The 20,077-nt window shown below is 59.4% G+C and carries 12 protein-coding genes; 10 read left to right on the plus strand and 2 right to left on the minus strand.

Going from position 1 to position 20,077, the window contains the following annotated elements:
* Positions 1 to 83: 83 nt before the first annotated feature.
* The 8 genes from NH234_RS13970 to NH234_RS14005 all read left to right on the plus strand — a co-directional run bounded on the left by NH234_RS13970 (position 84) and on the right by NH234_RS14005 (position 12,640).
* Entirely contained in the window at positions 84 to 3,005 is a 2,922-nt protein-coding gene (locus tag NH234_RS13970) for a TonB-dependent receptor (protein WP_367257068.1), read from the plus strand.
* Positions 3,006 to 3,254: 249 nt separating this feature from the next.
* Entirely contained in the window at positions 3,255 to 3,746 is a 492-nt protein-coding gene (locus tag NH234_RS13975; RefSeq protein ID WP_367257176.1) for an antitoxin Xre/MbcA/ParS toxin-binding domain-containing protein, read from the plus strand.
* Complete coding sequence (locus tag NH234_RS13980) at positions 3,743 to 4,246, plus strand: RES family NAD+ phosphorylase (protein ID WP_085730737.1); 504 nt, start codon at positions 3,743 to 3,745, stop codon at positions 4,244 to 4,246. The genes NH234_RS13975 and NH234_RS13980 overlap by 4 nt, the downstream gene beginning before the upstream one ends.
* 116 nt (positions 4,247 to 4,362) lie before the next feature.
* The gene (locus tag NH234_RS13985) at positions 4,363 to 7,017 is read left to right on the plus strand and encodes a TonB-dependent receptor (protein ID WP_367257070.1); all 2,655 of its coding nucleotides are present in this window, start codon (positions 4,363 to 4,365) and stop codon (positions 7,015 to 7,017) included.
* A gap of 114 nt (positions 7,018 to 7,131) precedes the next feature.
* On the plus strand, positions 7,132 to 8,982 hold the full coding sequence (locus tag NH234_RS13990) for an extracellular solute-binding protein (protein ID WP_367257071.1): 1,851 nt from the start codon (positions 7,132 to 7,134) through the stop codon (positions 8,980 to 8,982).
* Complete coding sequence (locus NH234_RS13995) at positions 8,969 to 10,033, plus strand: microcin C ABC transporter permease YejB (protein WP_085730740.1); 1,065 nt, start codon at positions 8,969 to 8,971, stop codon at positions 10,031 to 10,033. Before NH234_RS13990 ends, NH234_RS13995 begins: the two co-directional genes overlap by 14 nt.
* Complete coding sequence (locus tag NH234_RS14000; protein ID WP_367257073.1) at positions 10,033 to 11,055, plus strand: ABC transporter permease; 1,023 nt, start codon at positions 10,033 to 10,035, stop codon at positions 11,053 to 11,055. Before NH234_RS13995 ends, NH234_RS14000 begins: the two co-directional genes overlap by 1 nt.
* Position 11,056: 1 nt before the next feature.
* Entirely contained in the window at positions 11,057 to 12,640 is a 1,584-nt protein-coding gene (locus tag NH234_RS14005; RefSeq protein ID WP_367257075.1) for an ABC transporter ATP-binding protein, read from the plus strand.
* A gap of 52 nt (positions 12,641 to 12,692) precedes the next feature.
* Here the strand turns inward: NH234_RS14005 and NH234_RS14010 are convergent, their stop codons facing one another.
* Together NH234_RS14010 and NH234_RS14015 are read right to left on the minus strand one after the other, a co-directional pair.
* Positions 12,693 to 13,010: an SCP2 sterol-binding domain-containing protein gene (locus tag NH234_RS14010; RefSeq protein WP_085730743.1), complete on the minus strand. Its 318-nt coding sequence runs from the start codon at positions 13,008 to 13,010 to the stop codon at positions 12,693 to 12,695.
* A 48-nt stretch (positions 13,011 to 13,058) separates the two neighbouring features.
* Positions 13,059 to 13,769, minus strand: a complete 711-nt coding sequence (locus NH234_RS14015; protein WP_085730744.1) for a histidine phosphatase family protein — start codon at positions 13,767 to 13,769, stop codon at positions 13,059 to 13,061.
* 207 nt (positions 13,770 to 13,976) lie between these two features.
* Here NH234_RS14015 and sohB point away from each other — a divergent pair, with 207 nt between their 5' ends.
* Together sohB and NH234_RS14025 are read left to right on the plus strand one after the other, a co-directional pair.
* Positions 13,977 to 14,999 carry a protease SohB gene (gene sohB, locus NH234_RS14020; RefSeq protein ID WP_085730745.1) on the plus strand — a complete coding sequence of 341 codons (1,023 nt, stop codon included), beginning with the start codon at positions 13,977 to 13,979 and terminating at the stop codon, positions 14,997 to 14,999.
* A 193-nt stretch (positions 15,000 to 15,192) separates the two neighbouring features.
* Positions 15,193 to 20,049 (plus strand): DUF6543 domain-containing protein, encoded by a 4,857-nt coding sequence (locus NH234_RS14025; RefSeq protein ID WP_367257078.1) that lies wholly within the window; start codon positions 15,193 to 15,195, stop codon positions 20,047 to 20,049.
* Positions 20,050 to 20,077: the final 28 nt, after the last annotated feature.

Consider the following 20,077-nt stretch of genomic DNA (forward strand, 5'->3'; position numbering starts at 1 on the left):
CTTCCTGGTCTATCCGCGACCCTATAAAAAGCGCCGGCCCGCTGCTCATTCCCTGCAGACGCCTTCAACAGGGAAGCCCCTCGATGTTCTCATTCAAACAACAATCAACCCGCCTGACGCTGGCCGCCGCGCTGGCGATGGGCATCGTTCCTTCGGCCGTTCTGGCGCAAGACACGGCGGCTCAGGTCTTCACCTTCGACATTGCTGCGGGTCCACTCGATGAGGTGCTGTTGGACATTTCGCGGCAGACCGGCGTACCGATTTCCTTCAGCCAGAATCTGGTCCAAGGCAAGCGCAGCAATGCGGTGCGCGGTGCGTTGGGTGGCCGGCAGGCGGTGGAGAAGGCGTTGCTCGGCAGCGGTCTGCAAGTCGATCAGGGCACTCAAGGGTTGAGCATTCGCCAGGCCGATGCGCCAGGCGCCGCACCGGTCAAGGCTGCCGCCGTGGTGCCCGCCAACAGCGCCGATTACCGCATGGAAAAGGTCACGGTCACCGGCTCGCGCATCGCCCGCGCCCAGTCCGATGGGGCGACACCGGTCAACGTCATCACCCACGAAGAAATGGAAGCGCGGGGCTACAAGAACGTCTATGACGCGCTCGCCACGCAAACCCAGAACACCGGCATGACCCAGGGCGAAGACTACGGCAACACCTGGCAGCCGGCCGCCAGCGCCCTCAACCTGCGTGGTCTTGGCCCCAACCACACGCTGGTGCTGATCAATGGCCGGCGGGTCGCCGATTACCCGACGCCGTACGACGGCAAGGTCAACTTCACCAACCTTGCGAACATTCCGTCGGCGATCATCGACCGCATCGAAATCCTCAGCAGCGGCGCCTCGGCGATCTACGGTTCGGATGCGATTGCCGGGGTGGTGAACATCATCCTCAAGGACAAAATGAATGGCGTCGACGTCAACCTCAAGGGCGGCACCAGCGAGCGCGGCGGCGGTGACAACCAACGCTTGCAGATCAGCGGCGGCGGCAGTTGGGGCGACTTCGATGGTTTGTTCGGACTTGAGCTGACCAATCGTGATCCGATCTGGGCTGATGACCGAGGTTTCATGCAGAGCGGGCCGCTGGCAGATGTCGGTTACCGTCGCGACCTGAGCAACAACCGTTATCTGGGACCGGGCTGCGGCGCCTACCAAGGCACGTTCGACAACAAGTTGTTCAACAGCGGCGGGCGCTGCCGCACCGACCAGATGTACAACGATTACTGGACGATCCAGACGCAAAAGGAAAACTACGACGGCTACACCCGCGGCACCTGGCATTTCAGCGACAGCGGTCAGGTGTTCGCCGACCTGATGTATGGCCTCGATCACATCCAGAACAACACCCGTGGCCCGTCCTTCACGTCGCCGGACTTCATCAACCAGAACAGCGGCAATCTGGAACGTTGGTATCGGCGTTTCGGCGAAGAGGAAATCGGCGGGCGCACCAGCAACAACAGCAAGTGGCGCGATACGTCATGGACAGGAACCCTCGGGCTGTCGGACAAGATCGCCGACACTGGCTGGCGGTATGACTTGGCGGCCAATCGCTCGGAATACAAAAGCGTGCGCACCACACGCTATACGCCGCTGTCGTCGATCCAGGACTTTTACCTCGGCCCGCAGCTCGGTACACGCGGCGGCTACCCGGTATTTTCCCCAGACGCCTCGCGTCTCGACCGGCCGTTGACGCCACAGGAATGGGAGCAGTTTCGCGGCAACCTGACGCAGAGCAGCAAGTCGGTGTCTACCAGCTACAACGCCTCGGTCAATGGCGATCTGTTTGACCTGCCGGCCGGCCCGGTTGGATTTGCTGGCGTACTGGAAGCAGGCAAACAGCAATACCGCATCGATCCGGACGACAGCCTCAACGATGGCAGTTTTTATGGCGTGACCCCGGCGCAAAGCTCCGGCGGTTCGCGCAAGCGATACGCGGCGGGTGGCGAGTTCAGCATTCCAGTCACTGACACGGTGCTGGCGACAGCGGCGGGGCGCTGGGACCAATACAAGTTCAGTGGCCGCACCGAGCAGCAGAAAACCTACAACCTTGGCCTGGAATGGCGGCCGATCACCAGCCTGTTGTTGCGCGGCAGCTACGGCACCAGTTTCCGAGCGCCCGACCTGAACTACATCTACCAGTCCGACAGCAACGGCTACTACCCTGCGCAGATTGATTACTACGGTTGCAGCCAGGGCGTGGAAGGCGCCTGTGATCGCGGGCGTGTCGATTACACCCAGAGCGGCACGGCGGATCTGGCATCCGAACGCGGAAAGTCCTGGACCTACGGCTTTGTCTGGTCGCCGTCGCGCAACTTCGACTTCTCCACCGACTTCTGGCGCGTGGAAATCGATGACCTGCTGACCACCGTCGACGAAAACCGCCTGTTGCAGGAAGAGAACGAATGCCGCAACGGCACTCAGGACATCAATTCGGCCAACTGTCAGTCCACTCTGGCACGCGTCGATCGTAATCCCGGCAATGCCGCCATCGATCCCAATCAGTTGCAGCGAGTACGGGTCAATGCGATCAACGCCGCCAGCGAGCGGGTCAGCGGTCTGGACTTCAAGAGCAACATTCGCTGGGGCGCCGGGCAGTACGGTGCGTTCAGTTCGGCGCTGGGCTACACCCTGGTGCTGTCGCATTTCTACAAGGAATCGGACGAAGCTCCGACCCAGGACTTGCGCACTTCGCGCAGCAACTACGACTGGCGCAGCAAGGTCAATGCCAGCCTGACCTGGGATTACCAGAAGGCCACGGCGACCCTGATGGGCATCCGTTATGGCTCCGTCACCAACGGCGCGGGCGACGGGCGTCTGTCACCGTGGACAGTGTTCAATGCCAGTGCGCGCTATCGCTTGAACGACCGGGCGAGTGTCGGACTGACCGTCAACAACCTGCTCAATCAGGTCAAACATGACGACTCGGCCGGCTGGCCGTATTACCCCACCGGCAACTACGACCCGTATGGGCGGCAGTGGTGGCTGGATGTGAGTTATCACTTCGGGGGATGAGACTTTTCCTCGGGAACGTCCTACGGAAACAAGCTGGTTTTGCGTGAAAACAGGGATATTTCCGACGACTTTTTCAGGTTGGTCGTCGGAAGCGTGATCTATAGCATCGGCTGTGACATTGAAGTCGTACACGGCCTGGACGTTCAGGCCTCTGATAATGGATGGATCATGCGTACTGCACACCTCGAATACGAAACGCCTGCTTATTCCACCTGCCATCAATGGCGCGTTGATCGTGCCAGATGTCCCATGGAGGACGTCGCGTTGCCCAGTGCAAAAGTACCCCGGTTGACGGGCTTGAAGAAGGTTGTGGGCAAGCCTGTCGAATTGCTCGTGCATGGCCGGAACATCGGTGATGACGCCATGCTGATCGTTCACCTCACGGATGAAGGCTTTGAGTTGAACGACGTCGTCGACATGCTTTCAACGTCTGAGCTTTATCAGCACGGTGACGTGGTCAAACTCATCACTGGCATGTCGGTCAGAACGGTACGGCGGCTGCTGAAGGAAGGAAAACCGGTACGGCTTGACCCGCAGCAGAGTGTCATCGCCTACCAATATGCATTGGTGCTGGAGTTGGCCATTCGGGCCTTCGGAGGGCAATCACGGGCGGAGGACTGGATGCAGAAACCCTCTACCTATTTTAACGGTCGCGTGCCGCTGGAATTGACCCTGCATCCATTGGGTTTTCAGATGGTGGAGCAGTATCTGGGGCAACTGATCTATGGGGTTTACCCATGAACCCCTTGCCGTGGGACAAACATTGGTATGCATGGCGGCTTGATCGCGAGGTTTACGGAGGTACGTGGGACAGCGGGATCGGATCGAGGCTGAAAGGCGGTCGATGGAATATACCCGGACGACGCGTCGTCTACGCGTCAGTCGATCCGTCGTCGGCCATTCTGGAGGTGGCAGCCAACCGCAGTTTCGATGCTCTGGACCGTGAGCCTTATGTTTTGACGTGTTTCGAAGTCATCAACAATGCGAAGGTAAAAATCGTGCAGCCTGAAGAGGTGCCGAACCCTTACTGGCTGAGCCCTGCACGGCCGTCACCCAATCAGCGATTGTTTGCCGACGCTTTACTGGCTGAACATCCGTTTGTACTGATTCCCTCGGTGGCAACCCGGCATTCGTGGAACTTGCTGGTGAGCTGCGATCTGGCGGAGGGGCAGTTCAGGATGGTTTCTCAGGAACGATTTGGACTGGATACCCGGTTACTGAAGGAAATGGTTTTGAGCTGATGAGCTGGCTTGTCTATTTGCATAACCTCATCACCCAACGGTCTAAACCGCGCCCTATAAATCCCTTCATGCCATCGCACATCCCTGCATAAACCAAAACGCAGGGATGGCTTTTCATGATTCATTTTTCACCCGTTAAATCCCCTTTGAGCCTGGCCTTGCTGCTGGCAATCAACACGTTGCCGGCCATCGCTGCCGAAAGCAATGCCACAGAACCGACGACCCAATTGCAACGGGTCGAAGTCACCGGCACCGCGATCCGCCGGGTCGATGCCGAAACGGCGGTACCGGTCACGATCCTTCGGGTGGAGGAACTGCAGAAGCAAGGTGTGACGACGACTGAAGAACTGGTCAACCGGATCTCTGCCAACCAGTCGTCCGTAGGTTCCGGACGTTCGGTGGGGTCGAGCAGTGGCGGGGCGTCTTATGCCGACTTGCGAGGCATTGGCCCGAACAAGACGCTGGTGCTGCTCAACGGGCGCCGCTTGAGCAACAACGCGACCAACGCCATCAATGGCTCCGGTGTGGATCTCAACACCATCCCGTTCGCCGCCATCGACCGGGTCGAAGTGCTGCGCGATGGGGCTTCGGCGTTGTATGGCACCGATGCCATCGGTGGGGTGATCAACTTCATCACCAAGACCAGCCTCACCGAAGGTCAGATCAGCACGAGTTACGACACGCCGACTCATTCCGGCGGCGGTGAAAGCCGTAACTTCAGCGGCAGTTGGGGCTTCGGTGATTTGCAGGACGATCGCTTCAACGTCTTCGGCGTTGTGAGTTACGACAAGCAGCAACGCCTGGCCGCCGAAGATCGTGCCTATACCTACAACTATCAGCCGGGGCGAGGGCTTGATTACACCTCCGGCACGGCGTCGCCCGCCAACTGGAGCCAGGGCAGCAACGCTACCAATCCATTGGCCGGTTCCGGTTGCAATGCACCGGGTCTGCTGTCACGTAACGGTATCTGCCGCCAGAGTCTGTGGAATTACCTCGATCTGGTCCCGGAAACCGAAAAGACCTCGGCCTTCGCCAAAGCCACCGGCAAGCTATCGGACGATCACAACGTCAGCCTCGAATACTTCTGGGCGCGCAATGAAAACCGCACACAGATCGGACCCGGCACCCTGATGGGTAATCAGGTCAATCCTGGTACGGCATTTTATCCGGGCAACGGCATCACCCCCGGGCCGAGCGGTTTTGCCCTTGATTCAACGCAACCGGTGGACGTGAACTGGCGCGAAACTGCGGTCGGTGCCCGCCGTCACGAAGACGACAACACCGGTCAGCGCCTGCTGTTGAGTTTCGACGGCACGCTGGTTGGGTGGGATTACAACCTTGGCGCTTCGTACAACCAGAACAAAGTGGTCAACACGATCCGCAGTGGCTACGTGAACGACCGCGCCGTAAGCCAGGGGATCGCCAATGGCGTGATCAACCCGTTCGGGCCGCAGACGGCTGCCGGTTCGGCATTGCTGGCGGCCAACGCGGTGGACGGCGATTACGCAACTGCCGTGGGTCGGGTGAAGGCGATTGACGGCCGTGTCAGCCGCGAGATCGGCGACTGGTTCGGCGCCGGTCCATCGGCATTGGCGCTGGGCGGCGAATACCGCAAGGAAGACTTCCATCAGGACTTCACTGCGTTTGCCGGTGATGTGCAGAGTCTCGGCGTGGACCCCAACGGCAGCGTGTCAGGGGATCGCAGCGTCTCGGCGCAATATGCCGAGGTCAATGTCCCGGTACTCGATAGCCTGGAATTGTCCGCCGCCGTGCGACACGACAAGTACAGCGATTTCGGAAGCACGACCAACCCGAAATACTCGTTCCGTTTCCAGCCGTTCAAGGAACTGGTGGTACGCGGCGCGTACAGCGAAGGTTTCCGCGCACCGTCGCTGTATGAACTCTATAACCCGAATTTCACCACCTTCACCAACGCCAACTACAACGACCCGCGCCTGTGTGCCGGTGGCAATCCGAGCAACGGCGGCATTGCCAACCGCGACTGTGCCCAGCAGTTCAACCGGACCACGGGCGGCAACACGGACCTGAGCCCGGAAACCGCGCGCAACGTCACCGTCGGTTTTGTTTATCAGCCGTTCGATCGCCTGACCACCGGGCTGGATTTCTGGTGGATCAGCATCGCCAACCAGATCGCCGAATTCCCCGAATCGGCGGTTTTCGAGAACCCGGAACTGTATCCGGAACGTTTGATCCGCAAGCCTGACGGCTCCATCGATCACGTCGTTACCGGTCTGGCCAACCTTGGCAAGATCAAGACCAACGGCGTCGACGTGAGCTTCGACTATCGCCTGCCGAGCACTTCCTTCGGTGATTTCGGCATCGGCCTGCAAGGGACCTATGTCAGCCGTTATGAGTATCAGCAGCAGCTCAAGGGCGATTTCATCGACAAGCTTGGAGATTTTCGCGGGGGGGACTTCGCGTCGGCCGGCGCAGTGGCCCGCTGGCGCCACAGCCTGACTGGCAGTTGGAACTACGGCCCGTTTGGCGCGAGTCTGACCAACCGCTACACCAGCGGTTATCACGACTCGGACCGCGAGAGCCACGATTACGTTGGCTCCTGCAACGTCTGGGACATGGCCGGCACCTACACCTGGCGCAAGACCCTGGCGGTGACGCTGGGGGTGAAAAACCTGTTCGATCGCGAGCCGCCATTCAGTAACCAGACCTACACGTTTCAGAGCGGCTACGACCCGAAATACGGCGACCCGTTCGGGCGAACGCTGTACACGCGGCTCAACTACAAGTTCTGAGAACGACCAGAAATGGCCGGTTTTAGTAACCCATCGTTCTAAAACCGGCCCTATAAAAAATGCCGGCCTGTTGCACAAAACAATCAGGCAGGCACGCGGTTAAAGGATCTGCCCATGTTTTCCAGACTCACTTTGCTGGGCGTATGTCTTCTGCTGAGCCCGGCGATATTTGCTCAGCCTCAGCATGCCCTCACGGTCTACGGCGAAGCCCCGAAGTACGCCCCGGACTTTCAGCACCTGGCCTACGCCAATCCCGATGCGCCCAAGGGCGGCAGCTTGCGGCGTTCTTCGCTGGAAAGCGGTCCGTTCGATCACCTGATTCCCTACATCGACAAAGGCACCGGGGTCGCGGAAATCGACGGCTGGCTTTATGCGCCGCTGGCTTATCGCAGCAAGGATGAACCCTACAGCGTCTACGGTCTGGTGGCGCAGCGGATGGAGCTGGATGCGGATCGACGCTGGGTACGTTTCTATCTCAATCCAGAGGCGCGTTTTGAAGACAGTACGCCAATCACCGCCGAGGACGTGCGCTACACCTTCGAACTGTTTACCACTCAGGGCAGCCTGAAGTACCGACAGCAGTTTCGCGATGTCGCCGAGGTGCAGGTCGAATCGCCAACCCAGGTGCGCTTCGTCTTCAAGAATAACGAAAGCCGCACCTTGCCGCTGGATCTGGCGGTGCTGCCCGTGCTGCCCGAGCACTGGTGGCGCACGCGGGACTTTGCCGAAGGCGTCGGTTTCGAGATTCCGCCCGGCAGCGGCCCTTATAGGGTCAGCGCGGTGGATGCCGGTCGCAGTGTGAAATTCCAGCGGGTTCAGGACTGGTGGGGCAAGGATCTGCCGGTCAGCCGCGGGCTCTATAACTTCGATCAGTTGAGTGTGGAGTTCTTCGCCGACACCGACGTGTCGCGACAAGTACTCAAGGCTGGCGGCTTCGATTACAACCGCGAATTCTCCGCCACCAGTTACACCATCGGTTATGCCGGCGCAGCGCTGGAGCAGGGCAAGTTGTTGCGTGAACACCTCGCACCCGGCGCGGCTCAAGGGACTCAGGGTTTCGTCTTCAACCTGCAGAAACCGATGTTTCAGGATCGCCGTGTGCGGCAGGCGATTGCCATGCTCTGGGATTTCGAATGGAGCAACCGGCAGATGATGCGCAGCATGTACCTGCGCCAGCGCAGTTTTTTTTCCCATAGCGCGCTGTCGGCCACGCAATTGCCGGACGCCGAAGAGTTGAAGATCCTCGAACCCTGGCGCGGCAAGATCCCCGATGAAGTGTTCAGCCAGGTATTCGAAGCGCCGCGTACCGACGGTAGCGGCAACATTCGCGCGCAACAGTTGCAGGCGTTGAAACTGCTGGAGGCCGCCGGCTGGAAACCCCATGGCGATCAACTGGTCAACGCTGCCGGCGAGCCGCTGCGATTCACTTTTCTCAACGGCCAGAAAGGCTTCGAGCGTTTGCTGTTGCCGTTCAAACGCAACCTTGCGCAGATCGGCATCGGTTTCGATATCCGTCAGGTTGACACCGCGCAATACACCAACCGCGTGCGCAATCGCGACTACGACATGATCGTCGTCGGTTACCCGGTGAGTCAGGCGCCGGGCCGTGAAATGTTCAATTACTTTGGTTCCGACGGTGCCGATGATCCGGGCTCCAACAACTACATGGTGCTGCGCGATCCGGCGGTTGATGCGTTGCTCGAAGGCGTGGTGCAGGCCGACAGCCGTGAAAGTCTCTTGCGCCATGCCCGTACCCTGGATCGGGTGCTGCAGTGGGGCTACTACTGGATTCCCAACTATTACCCGCCGGGCATTTCCACTGTGTGGTGGAACCGTTTCGGCCGGCCGGCAATTGCACCGCTGTATGACGCCGGCCTCGACACCTGGTGGGAAATCAGTTCCACGGCGTTGACCGCCACTCAGGCGCAAAAACAGCAAAAGGAGTTCGCCCATGTGGGGTTATAGCTTGCGGCGCCTGCTGCTGATCGTGCCGACCCTGTTGGCGATTCTGCTGGTGAACTTCGTGATCGTACAGGCTGCGCCCGGAGGTCCCGTGGAGCAGGCCATCGCCCGTCTGCAGGGAATCGGTGTCGGCGGGGCGGTAGGCGCTAGCCATGTCGAAACCATCGGCGGCGAGTCCCGCGCGAGCCGTGGCCTGGACCCGAAACTGGTGGCCGATATCGAGCGCCAGTACGGTTTCGACAAGCCCGCCAGCGAGCGCCTGTGGCTGATGCTCAAAAGCTACGCGCAACTGGACTTCGGCAAGAGTTTCTTCCGAGGCGCGACGGTCACTGAACTGATCTGGCGGAAACTCCCGGTGACCTTGTCGCTGGGGCTGTGGGCGACGTTGATCACCTATCTGGTGTCGATCCCGCTGGGCATTCGCAAGGCTGTGCACAACGGATCGGCGTTCGATGTCTGGAGCAGCGCGGCGATCATCATCGGTTATGCGATGCCCGGTTTTCTGTTCGCCCTGCTGTTGATCGTGGTGTTTGCCGGCGGCACCGCGCTGGACTGGTTTCCGGTGCGAGGTCTGGTTTCGGACAACTTCGCCGAGCTGACGCTGTGGGGCAAGGTGGCGGATTACTTCTGGCATCTGGTATTGCCGGTCAGTGCGCTGGTGATCGGCGGGTTCGCGACCCTGACGATCCTGACCAAGAACAGTTTTCTCAACGAAATCTCGCGGCTGTATGTGGTCACGGCCCGGGCCAAGGGGCTGAGCGAGCGGCAGGTGTTGTACGGCCATGTGTTTCGCAATGCGATGCTGCTGGTGGTCGCCGGGTTGCCCCAGGCACTGGTGACGGTGTTTTTCGGCGGCTCGCTGCTGATCGAGGTGATCTTCTCCCTCGACGGCCTCGGACGCCTGAGCTACGAAGCGGCGGTGTCGCGGGATTACCCGGTGGTGTTCGGTTCGCTGTTCATCTTCACCCTGTTCGGGCTCTTGATAAAACTGCTGGGCGACCTGTGCTACACGCTGGTCGATCCGCGTATCGACTTTACGGCGAGGGCTGCCTGATGCTGACACTTTCCCCCATCGGGCAGCGCCGCTGGGCGCGCTTCAAGGCTCATCGTCGCGGCTGGTGGTCATTGTGGCTGTTTCTCGCACTCTTCGGATTGAGCCTTGGAGGTGAACTGGTCGCCAACGACAAACCGCTGCTGGTGACGTTTCAAGGTGAATGGTATTTCCCGGCCTTCAAGCGTTACACCGAGCAGGATTTCGGCGGCGAGCTGTCATTTCAACCGGACTATCGCAGCGCCCAGGTGCGCGAGCTGATCGAGGGGCAGGGCGGGCGAATGTGGTTTGCGCCTATCCCGTTCGGTTTCGACACGGTCAATTACGACCTCACGGAACCGGCACCGAGCCCGCCCTCTGGCGAGAACTGGCTGGGTACCGATGATCAGGCGCGGGATGTACTGGCGCGGGTGATTTTCGGCACGCGGGTGTCGCTGCTGTTTGCCTTGGCACTGACCGCCACCAGTGCGCTTATCGGCATCGCCGCCGGCGCGTTGCAAGGCTATTACGGCGGTTGGGTCGATCTGCTCGGGCAGCGTTTGCTGGAGGTCTGGTCGGGGCTGCCGGTGCTGTATCTGCTGATCATTCTGTCCGGGTTCGTCGAGCCGAATTTCTGGTGGCTGCTGGGGATCATGGCGCTGTTTTCCTGGCTGAGCCTGGTGGACGTGGTGCGTGCCGAGTTCCTGCGCAGTCGAGGTCTGGAGTATGTGAAAGCCGCGCGGGCGCTGGGTGTCGGCAATGCGCAGGTGATCGTGCGGCACATTCTGCCCAATGCCATGAGTGCGACGCTGACGTACCTGCCGTTCATTCTTACCGGGGCGATTGCGACCTTGTCGGCACTGGACTTTCTCGGCTTCGGCATGCCGGCGGGCAGCGCTTCGCTGGGTGAGTTGATCGGTCAGGGCAAGACCAATCTGCAAGCGCCGTGGCTGGGCCTGACGGCGTTCTTTGCGCTTGCGCTGATTCTTTCATTGCTCGTCTTCATCGGCGAAGCCTGCCGTGATGCCTTCGACCCGAGGACTTGATATGCGTGAACATCTGATCGAAATACGCGACCTGCGCGTGGCCTTCAAAGGCCAGGAAGTGGTCCACGGCATCGACCTCGACATCCGCCCGGGTGAGTGCCTGGCGCTGGTGGGCGAGTCCGGTTCCGGCAAGTCGGTGACGGCCCACAGCATCCTGCAATTGCTTGATCCGAACATTACGCAGATTGATGGCAGCATCCGCTATGAGGGTGAAGAGTTGATTGGCGTGCATGAGCGCTATCTGCGGCAATTGCGCGGCAACCGGATCGCGATGATCTTTCAGGAACCGATGAGTTCGCTGAACCCGCTGCACAGCATCGAGCGGCAACTGGGCGAAAGCCTTGCATTGCACAAGGGGCTTGCGGGCGCGGCGGCGCGCAGACGGATTCTGGAGCTTTTGGACCTTGTGGGCATTCAACGCCCCCACGAACGCTTGAAGGCTTACCCCCATCAGCTCTCCGGCGGGCAACGGCAACGGGTGATGATTGCCATGGCGCTGGCCTGCGAGCCGCAGCTGCTGATCGCCGACGAGCCGACCACTGCCCTCGACGTTACCGTGCAACGCAAGATCCTGCTGTTACTCAAGTATCTGCAACAACGACTGGGCATGGCGCTGCTGATCATCAGTCATGACTTGAATCTGGTGCGCACCATCGCCCAGCGGGTGGCAGTGATGCGCGCCGGCGAGATCGTCGAACAAGCAACTTGCGAGCAGTTATTCCGGGCGCCGCAGCATCCCTACAGCATCGAACTGCTCAACGCCGAACCCGGCGGCGAGGCGCTGCAAAGGGGCGGTGCGGAGGATCTGCTGCAAGTGCGCGATCTCAATGTGCGCTTCCGGCTCGGTGGTGGCTGGCTGCGCCGCAAGTCTTGGCTGCACGCGGTCAATGGCATTGATCTGAGCCTGCAACGTGGCCGGACCCTGGGAATCGTCGGTGAATCCGGTTCGGGAAAATCCACCCTCGGGCAGGCGATCCTGCGCCTGATCGATGCCGAGGGCAGTATCCGCTTCGAGGGTGAAGCGCTGGAACATTTGAGCGGCAAACAACTGCGGCCGCTGCGCAAGCGCCTGCAAGTGGTGTTTCAGGACCCGTTCGGCAGCCTCAGTCCGCGCTTGTGCGTGGAGCAGATCATCGCCGAAGGTTTGCAGGTTCACAGTAACTTGAACGCGCAGGAGCGCGAGCAGGCCGTGATCGATGTGTTACGGGACGTAGGACTCGACCCGGCGACACGTCATCGCTATCCCCACGAGTTTTCCGGGGGGCAGCGGCAACGCATAGCCATCGCTCGGGCGCTGGTGCTCAAGCCGGATTTGATCCTGCTGGACGAACCTACTTCGGCACTGGATCGCACGGTGCAGAAACAGATCGTTGCGCTGTTGCGTCGGTTACAGCGGGAACATGGGCTGACGTATTTGTTCATAAGCCATGACCTGGCAGTAGTGCGGGCGCTGGCCCACGACCTGATCGTGATGAAGGATGGCGAGGTGGTGGAGCGAGGGGAGACGGACGAGTTGTTCGGCTCGGCGAAACATCCATATACGCGGGAGTTGCTGGCGGCATCGTTTGCCGGTTTGAACGCCTGAAACGACAAATCCCGCCACAGGGGCGGGATTTGTTTGCAGACTGGCTGCAGTCTTACGCCGGGAACAGCTCGGACAGTTTCATCGACAGCATCATGTCGCCTTCAACGCGCAGCTTGCCGCCCATGAAGGCTTGCATGCCGTCGGTTTCGCCGCTGACGATGCCTTTCAGGGTTTCGCTGTCCAGCACGAGCGTGCAGTTGGCGTCGGCGTTTTCGCCTTCCTGGATGTCGCAAGTGCCGTCTTTGACGATCAGGGCGTAGTGCTTGTCTTCGTCAGTGATGTTGAAACCGAAGATCAGATCCAGACCGGCAGCAGCGGCTGGGTTGAACTTGGCTTGCATTGCTTTTACGGCATCAGCTACGGAGGTCATGGTTCGATCCTTTTTGGTTGATTGCAGCAGGGTCACAGTAATCCGGACTCAGCGAAAAGTGATGAGTTCCGGGGCCTTCAGCAGTTGCAGGTGTGCATGACTGTTGAAGGAAGCCAGAGCCACCTCGCGACCGCGGTACTTCAGCTGGTTGAGCGAGGTGTTGACGATTTGCCAGTTCAGCTCAAAGGCCTGGCGTGCAGGCATTTGCGTAATCAGGTGGAGCAGGGCGGTGATGGTGCCGCCCGAGGTGAAGACCGCGATTTTCTGGGTGTTATCGGCTTGATCGAGTATGCGGTTCAGGCCGGCCTGGACCCGCTCGACAAAACCAAGCCAGCTTTCCAGCCCCGGTGTGTCGTAGGTGCCGGCCAGCCAGCGCTCGATGATCAGGGCGAAGATGCGCTGAAACTCACCACGGTTCTGAGCGGCATTGCGCAGGATTTCCAGTGCTTCGGGTTCTTCGGGCAGCATGGCCGGGAGCAGGGCGCGAATCACTGCGTCGGCGTCGAACTCGTTGAAGGCCGAATCGATTTCCACGGCGGGGACCGGCAGACCGAAAGCGGCGAACTGTTCCAGCGCGCTGTTGGCCGTGTGCTGCTGACGGCGCAGGTCACCGGACAGACAACGGTCGAAGCTGACGCCGAGTTCGGCGAGGTGGCGGCCGAGGATCTCTGCCTGGCGTACACCGGTCGGCGACAGGACGTCATAGTCGTCTGCACCGAAGGAGGCCTGGCCATGTCGAATCAAGTAGATGCTGCCCACGTCCGCGTCATCCCGGTACGTTGAAGGTTGTGGCGAGGTTATGGGGATGGCGTAGAGCTGTCAATGAAAAAACATACGCTTGTTTGAAATGCCCGTTACAGGGCTGTTTCCAGAGGTTTCACGGCTGGCCGCCGGGCGAGTGCATGAGTATGCTGGAGCCAATCCCCGCGCGCGTTTTTCAACGGCGCATCGTTTGAAGGAGTCACTGTGGAGTTTTTGACTGAATACGCCAGTTTCCTGGCCAAGACCGTCACACTGGTCATCGCCATTCTGGTGGTGCTGGCCAGTTTCGCTGCGTTGCGCAGCAAGGGCCGGCGTAAAGCCGCAGGCCAGTTGCAGGTCAGCAAGCTCAACGATTTCTATAAAGGTTTGCGTGAACGCCTGGAGCAGACCCTGCTCGACAAGGAGCAGCTCAAGGCCCTGCGCAAGGGCGAGGCCAAATCCGAGAAGAAACAGAAGAAGCACCCCGAAAGCAAACCCCGGGTGTTCGTGCTGGATTTCGATGGCGACATCAAGGCCTCCGCTACCGAGAGCCTGCGCCATGAAATCACTGCCTTGCTGACCCTGGCCACACCGAAGGACGAAGTCGTCCTGCGTCTTGAAAGCGGTGGCGGTATGGTGCACAGCTATGGTCTGGCGTCGTCGCAACTGGCGCGTATCCGTGAAGCCGGCGTGCCGTTGACCGTATGCATCGACAAGGTGGCGGCCAGCGGCGGCTACATGATGGCGTGCATCGGCGAGAAGATCATCAGTGCGCCATTCGCGATTCTTGGTTCCATCGGCGTGGTTGCGCAGTTGCCCAACGTCAACCGGCTGCTGAAAAAACATGACATCGATTTCGAAGTACTCACCGCTGGCGAATACAAGCGCACCCTGACGGTATTTGGCGAAAACACCGAGAAGGGCCGGGAAAAGTTCCAGGAAGACCTGGACATCACCCATAAGCTGTTCAAGAACTTCGTCGCTCGTTATCGCCCGCAACTGGCGATCGACGAAGTCGCCACCGGTGAAGTCTGGCTCGGCCTCGCGGCGCTGGAAAAACAACTGGTGGACGAACTCAAGACCAGTGACGAGTACCTGGCGGACCGGGCGAAAAACGCCGAGGTCTACCACCTGCACTATGCCGAGCGCAAAAGCCTGCAGGAGCGGATCGGCATGGCGGCCAGCGGTTCGGTGGATCGCGTGTTGCTGAACTGGTGGAGCCGGCTGACTCAGCAACGGTTCTGGTAACGGGTTCTACGCTCGTGTGGAATCTGCCATACGAGCGTATATCAACTTCAACGTATACTTCTGTCGTATATATTTCTTGTATTGCCTCGCATTGTTGTTTTATTGAATGTGAAAACATCAATTAATCCCGCTGTTTTCGAGGTCGCGTAGTCCTTAATCTGATTAATCATTTTTCAGATGATGGTTGTCGGACATGGATGTTAAAGATCGTGTTGAAGAAATGCCTGAAATGACGTCAGTCGAACAGGGCATTTTTTTTGAGCTAATGAAACAACAAATGCCGGCCTGGCTGCTTAACGCATCAGCCAATGATCGAGAAAACCTCTATAACAGCCTGAGGTCCAGCTACAAGTCCCGTAAGAACTCGCTCGAACAATTACAGGCATTGAAATCCCCGGAAAGCTTTTGTGCGCCATTGCTGAGCCAGGCCATGTCAGCACGGTTGGGGGAGCCGTTCGATGTCGCCGGTGCGCTATTCCAGCATGTGCGCTCGACATCAAGCCTGCTGGGGCTGCGCAAGAAACTGATATTGCCTATAGGCAGAGATCTGTTGAGCGCCGCTTGCGAGAACTTCGAACTGTCCGAAACACGGGCTGACAGTTATCACGAACGCTCCTTGCTTTACATTCCGCAGCGAGTGACCGGGGACGCCAATCGCCTATTGGCCATCGAACCCCATGAGTTCGCAATATTGTGTCGCGAACTGGATCTCGGGAAGCAATACCGTAAACATGTCGAAGCATTGTTTGGTGATGGATCTCGGCCTGCAACGCTTCAGGCTACTTCGATCACGTATTGGCGTGACCGGTTTGAAGTCGACAGGCATATCGCCTATTTGCGCGGGCACATCAGCGCCAATGTTTATCAAGCGCTCGGTTCGGTTGCCGTTTCGCAGCCTGGCAGCAAGACGCTCGATTATCAGAGTCTCGAAATGCTGGGTGTCAAACTGAGAGGGCCCATGGTCATTGGTTCGGTCATGGCGGATTCCGGCGATGCTGATCGTTGCGTCGTTTACCTGCCGCAAGACCCGGATCAGCCGCTGAGGGAGTATGCGTCCTTTCATGACGTCGAGATCGAATTGAGCAAGCGCTTGAAGAGCGCCGACTTCCTGAAGTCATTCATGCGCTTTGTCACGTTGCGGGATCGTCCGACCTTTCTCAACGGCGTGGAGGTACGGTTGTTGAACGTCACGCCTTTGCATCTCCCGTTTGAGACCCCGTATCTGCCACTGACGGTTGTGAGTCCTGAAGGCCGTGCGAAAACAGATCTCTTTCTGGCGGTCTTCGAGCATCGCGCCGCGCAAGTACGTGCCGATGCCAGAATGATGGTGGTCGCTACGGACGATGAGGATGAAAAAACACGTCAGGAAAGGCTGGAGCTCTACGAGTCCATCGGAATCAATGCATTGTTGTTTCTGGTTTCGTTCGTACCGCTTCTGGGAGAGCTCATGTGTGGCGTGGCCGGACTACAGTTGCTCAATGAAGTCTACGAGGGCATTGACAGCTGGGCGCATGGCGATCAGGAGAGTGCGACCGACTACCTGTTCGATACCCTTGAAAATCTGATAGTCATGGCGACGCTTTCCGCTGGTGGTGCTGCCGCAGGCAGAACCTACCGGGCCGTGCGCTCATCAAGTTTCGTACAGAGGCTTCAGCATGTGCCGGTTGCATGGAATGCCCGGCGGCTCTGGAGCCGTGACCTGTCGGCATTTCGTCTGCCGCAAACTGCGCCAGGCCTGTTTTCGCCCGATCAGCGAGGCTTGATCCTGCACGGCAACGATCAGTTTCTCAGATTGGGGAATGACGTAATGGCGGTCCATCCGGTGCCGGGCAGCGGCTTGTGGGAGGTCGGCAGTCCGTTCCGCTCGGCCCGATACAGGCCGCAGCTCGAGACCAATGGGTTCGGAGCATGGCGACATCAAAGCGAATCGCCACAGGATTGGGATTCGCTCACGCTGTTTCGTCGCATGGGGTATCGCGAAGAAACCCTGCCGGATGAGCGCGTCTTGCAAATCCTCGCCGCCAGCAATGTCGACGAGCCCGTGATGCGTCAGGTGATCATTAACTGCAGCAGACCCCCGGCGATACTGACGGACGCCGTTCGGCGCTTTCAGGCGGACGCTGATGCAGGGCGATTCATGGCGTCTGTGGCGTCATCTTCGCCCACACGGCTGGCAGACGCGGACCTGCAATTGTATCTGCTGACATCCGAGGGAGAATGGCCGCAGGATCTCATGATCGTTGTCAGGGATACCCAGGCAATCGAAGTCGCACGGTACGGTGCGCTCAATGCTTCTCGAACCGTGGCGATCACGCAGGAGGACGTGCAAAAAGGGGCGTTCCATGTTCCGTTGCTGGCGGCACTGAACGAGAGCGAACGCTTGCATCTGTTGGGGGAGGCGAGCGAAGACCCGGGCGTTCAGGCCACATTGCTGACCTCGCACATTGGCGAACTGGCGCTGTTTCAGCGAATGGCGCTGATGGACCGCCTGTATCGTCGGGCGGACCTTATCGAACGGCCACAGGCCGAGCCGATCCGCAAGGCATTCGCGAACCTGCCGGCCAGTGTCGCCGATGAATTGGTACGCCACGCTGATGCCAGCGAATGGCAGCAGCTTGAGTCTGGCAAGGTGCCGCTGCGACTGGCCGAAGAGGCGCGACGGTATCAACAGATTTTGCGTCTGAATCGTGCCTGCGAAGGGTTGTACCTCGACGCCGCCAGTGGTCGGGACGTGAACCAGTTGATCCTTGATACCTTGACTCATCTGCCGGGCTGGCCTGCTGATGTATTCATAGAGATTCGCGATTGGGCTGTACATGGCGAGGAAAACGCGTGTGTTGGCCCGCGTGATGCACGTTACAAGGTTTTTATCGAAACCTGTGCAGACCGATATGAGGGTCTGGGCACTGAGGAGAATCTCGTATCCAGCTCATTGACACGCACCCGTACAGATTTTTTTCGGGTTCTTTGGGAAAGTCTCCCTGTGCACAGTCGTCGTGCATTGGGGGCCGAGGCGGGAGCTGATGAATTGCGCCGCAAGATCACCTCTCTGGCGCTGGAGCGGCGCACGCAAGTCAACACCGTGTCGGGGAGCACAAGGGTCGCCGTGCGTTATCGCTCGCCCATGGGGTTGGCGGATCGACGAATCGAGCTCTCCCGTCCGCTGACGGCGGACTCAGCGACGGTAACGCGTCGGTCTGCCGTCCTGCTGCAACGCGCTCGTGAGCTGTATCCCTCATTTTCGTCCGTACAGATCGATCAGTTTCTGGCGACTCTGGACAGCGATGAGGTGGTAGCCATCAGGACACTGGAGCACGTGCGAGAGCAATACCAGGCGTTGCTCCAAGCGCTGGAGCGCTGGACTCACCGCAATACCTATTACCAGGTGGGCGATGAACCCAGGCAACAGGTGCCCACCCGGAACAAGGCACGGGCGACACGTGCGATATTGCGCGCCTGGCGCCGGGAATCATGCGTGTCCACGGCCACCGGCCTCGTTTCACATCGCCTGGCATTCGACGCGATGCCTTTGGGCGACATGCCGGTCATGATTGGCGACTTCAGCCATGTCGACGCGTTGCACATGAGTGCCGTGGGAGCCGGTGCCGGGCTGAACAGCTTCCTGCACAGTTTTCCGGGTTTGCGCATGTTGAGCCTGGCCGGCAATGAACTGACGCGCATTCCCCGTGCGATTGAAACAATGCCCGGGCTGAGGGTGCTGGATCTGAGTGACAACCGGATCTGGTTGATTGATCAGTCCCCGAATGCTCTGGCCCCTCTTGAGCATTTGCAGTCGCTGGATCTAAGTTTCAATCCGATGCTGGGCCGCCCGCCGCGGATCGCTTCGCTGCGCAGACTGCGTCACTTGGGGTTGCGAGAAACCGGCATCAGCGAGTGGCCGGCCGACATGGAGGGGCTGACGGCTCTGGAGACCCTCGATCTGCGCGACAATCGAATCGTCGACATTCCCGGGGCCGTGTTCAATGCGCCTGAGGTGTTGAACAGAGGAACCAACGCCGATGGCAATCCGTTATCGGCCACGAGCCTGCAGGCGATTGCCGCCTATCAGCAATCCCGGGGAATCAACCTGGGGGTCATCACTTCTGAGTATGTGAGTGCAGCGCGCTCGCCGTCCGAAGGCACAAGCTCGGATTGGGTGACCGGCTTGCCTGCAGTAAAGGTTTCCCGGGTGAAAGAGGTCTGGTCGGCGCTGTCCGCCGATCCGCAATCCAGGCCTTTTTTCGAGGCCCTGTTGCTATTGCGTGGCACTGCCGATTATTCACGCTCACTGGGTCAGCTGACTCAGCGAGTCTGGTCAGTGCTGGAGGCTGCGTGCGAGGACGACAGGCTTCGTCGTACGCTCTTTCGTATGGCCAGGTCTGGCCGAGTAAGCACGGCCAATGCTGCTGAGGTTTTCAGCGATCTCGAAGTCAGAGTCCTGTGTTCAAGGGCGGCAGCGGATCATACCGCTGCCGAGTCGCTGGAAGGGCGCCTGATCCGACTGCTGCGAGGGCGGTTTCGATTACAGGAGGTCGAACGACAAGCCTCAATGGACGCTGCTCATCGAGCCCGGTCGGGTTCGTTCACACGCGAGCAGACAATGGAACTGAGTCTGCTTTACCGGGTGCGGCTGGCGAACCGCCTGGAGCTGCCGGCTCAGCCCGATGCTTTGAATGTGCAACTTGAGGTCGAGGTCTCTGACGCGCAGATCAATCGGGTGTATCGCAAGGTCGCCACGGCTGAACAGACTTCGCAACTGCCGCAGTCGATGAGCAGCGAGGAATTCTGGTCTGAATACTTGATGACGACCCATGAAGAGGAGTTTTCCGTTGCCCTTGAACGCTGTGCGGCGTCCATGGCACAACTGGAACGGCACAATGAACTGTCCCGTGAAGTCGCGTCGCGGCAAGTGATGGCGATAATGGACAATCTGAGAAATGAAAATCAGCAGGTGCGGTTACGCTTGACCCACGAAGCATTGACCCGAAACCCGGGCCTGTCATTGCTGGACGGTGAGGGGAATGGCCGATTGGGGGGCGCTAGGCATTAAGTGCATGCCCCCGGACCTGCTGTTGCAG

Source organism: Pseudomonas sp. stari2 (genome assembly GCF_040760005.1).
Taxonomy (GTDB): Bacteria; Pseudomonadota; Gammaproteobacteria; order Pseudomonadales; family Pseudomonadaceae; genus Aquipseudomonas.

Bases quoted from the DNA above. Each gene is read 5' to 3' on its own strand.
- NH234_RS13970 (WP_367257068.1), top strand. From the start codon at position 84: ATGTTCTCATTCAAACAACAATCAACCCGCCTGACGCTGGCCGCCGCG.
- NH234_RS13975 (WP_367257176.1), top strand. From the start codon at position 3,255: ATGGAGGACGTCGCGTTGCCCAGTGCAAAAGTACCCCGGTTGACGGGC.
- NH234_RS13980 (WP_085730737.1), top strand. From the start codon at position 3,743: ATGAACCCCTTGCCGTGGGACAAACATTGGTATGCATGGCGGCTTGAT.
- NH234_RS13985 (WP_367257070.1), top strand. From the start codon at position 4,363: ATGATTCATTTTTCACCCGTTAAATCCCCTTTGAGCCTGGCCTTGCTG.
- NH234_RS13990 (WP_367257071.1), top strand. From the start codon at position 7,132: ATGTTTTCCAGACTCACTTTGCTGGGCGTATGTCTTCTGCTGAGCCCG.
- NH234_RS13995 (WP_085730740.1), top strand. From the start codon at position 8,969: ATGTGGGGTTATAGCTTGCGGCGCCTGCTGCTGATCGTGCCGACCCTG.
- NH234_RS14000 (WP_367257073.1), top strand. From the start codon at position 10,033: ATGCTGACACTTTCCCCCATCGGGCAGCGCCGCTGGGCGCGCTTCAAG.
- NH234_RS14005 (WP_367257075.1), top strand. From the start codon at position 11,057: ATGCGTGAACATCTGATCGAAATACGCGACCTGCGCGTGGCCTTCAAA.
- NH234_RS14010 (WP_085730743.1), bottom strand. From the start codon at position 13,010: ATGACCTCCGTAGCTGATGCCGTAAAAGCAATGCAAGCCAAGTTCAAC.
- NH234_RS14025 (WP_367257078.1), top strand. From the start codon at position 15,193: ATGGATGTTAAAGATCGTGTTGAAGAAATGCCTGAAATGACGTCAGTC.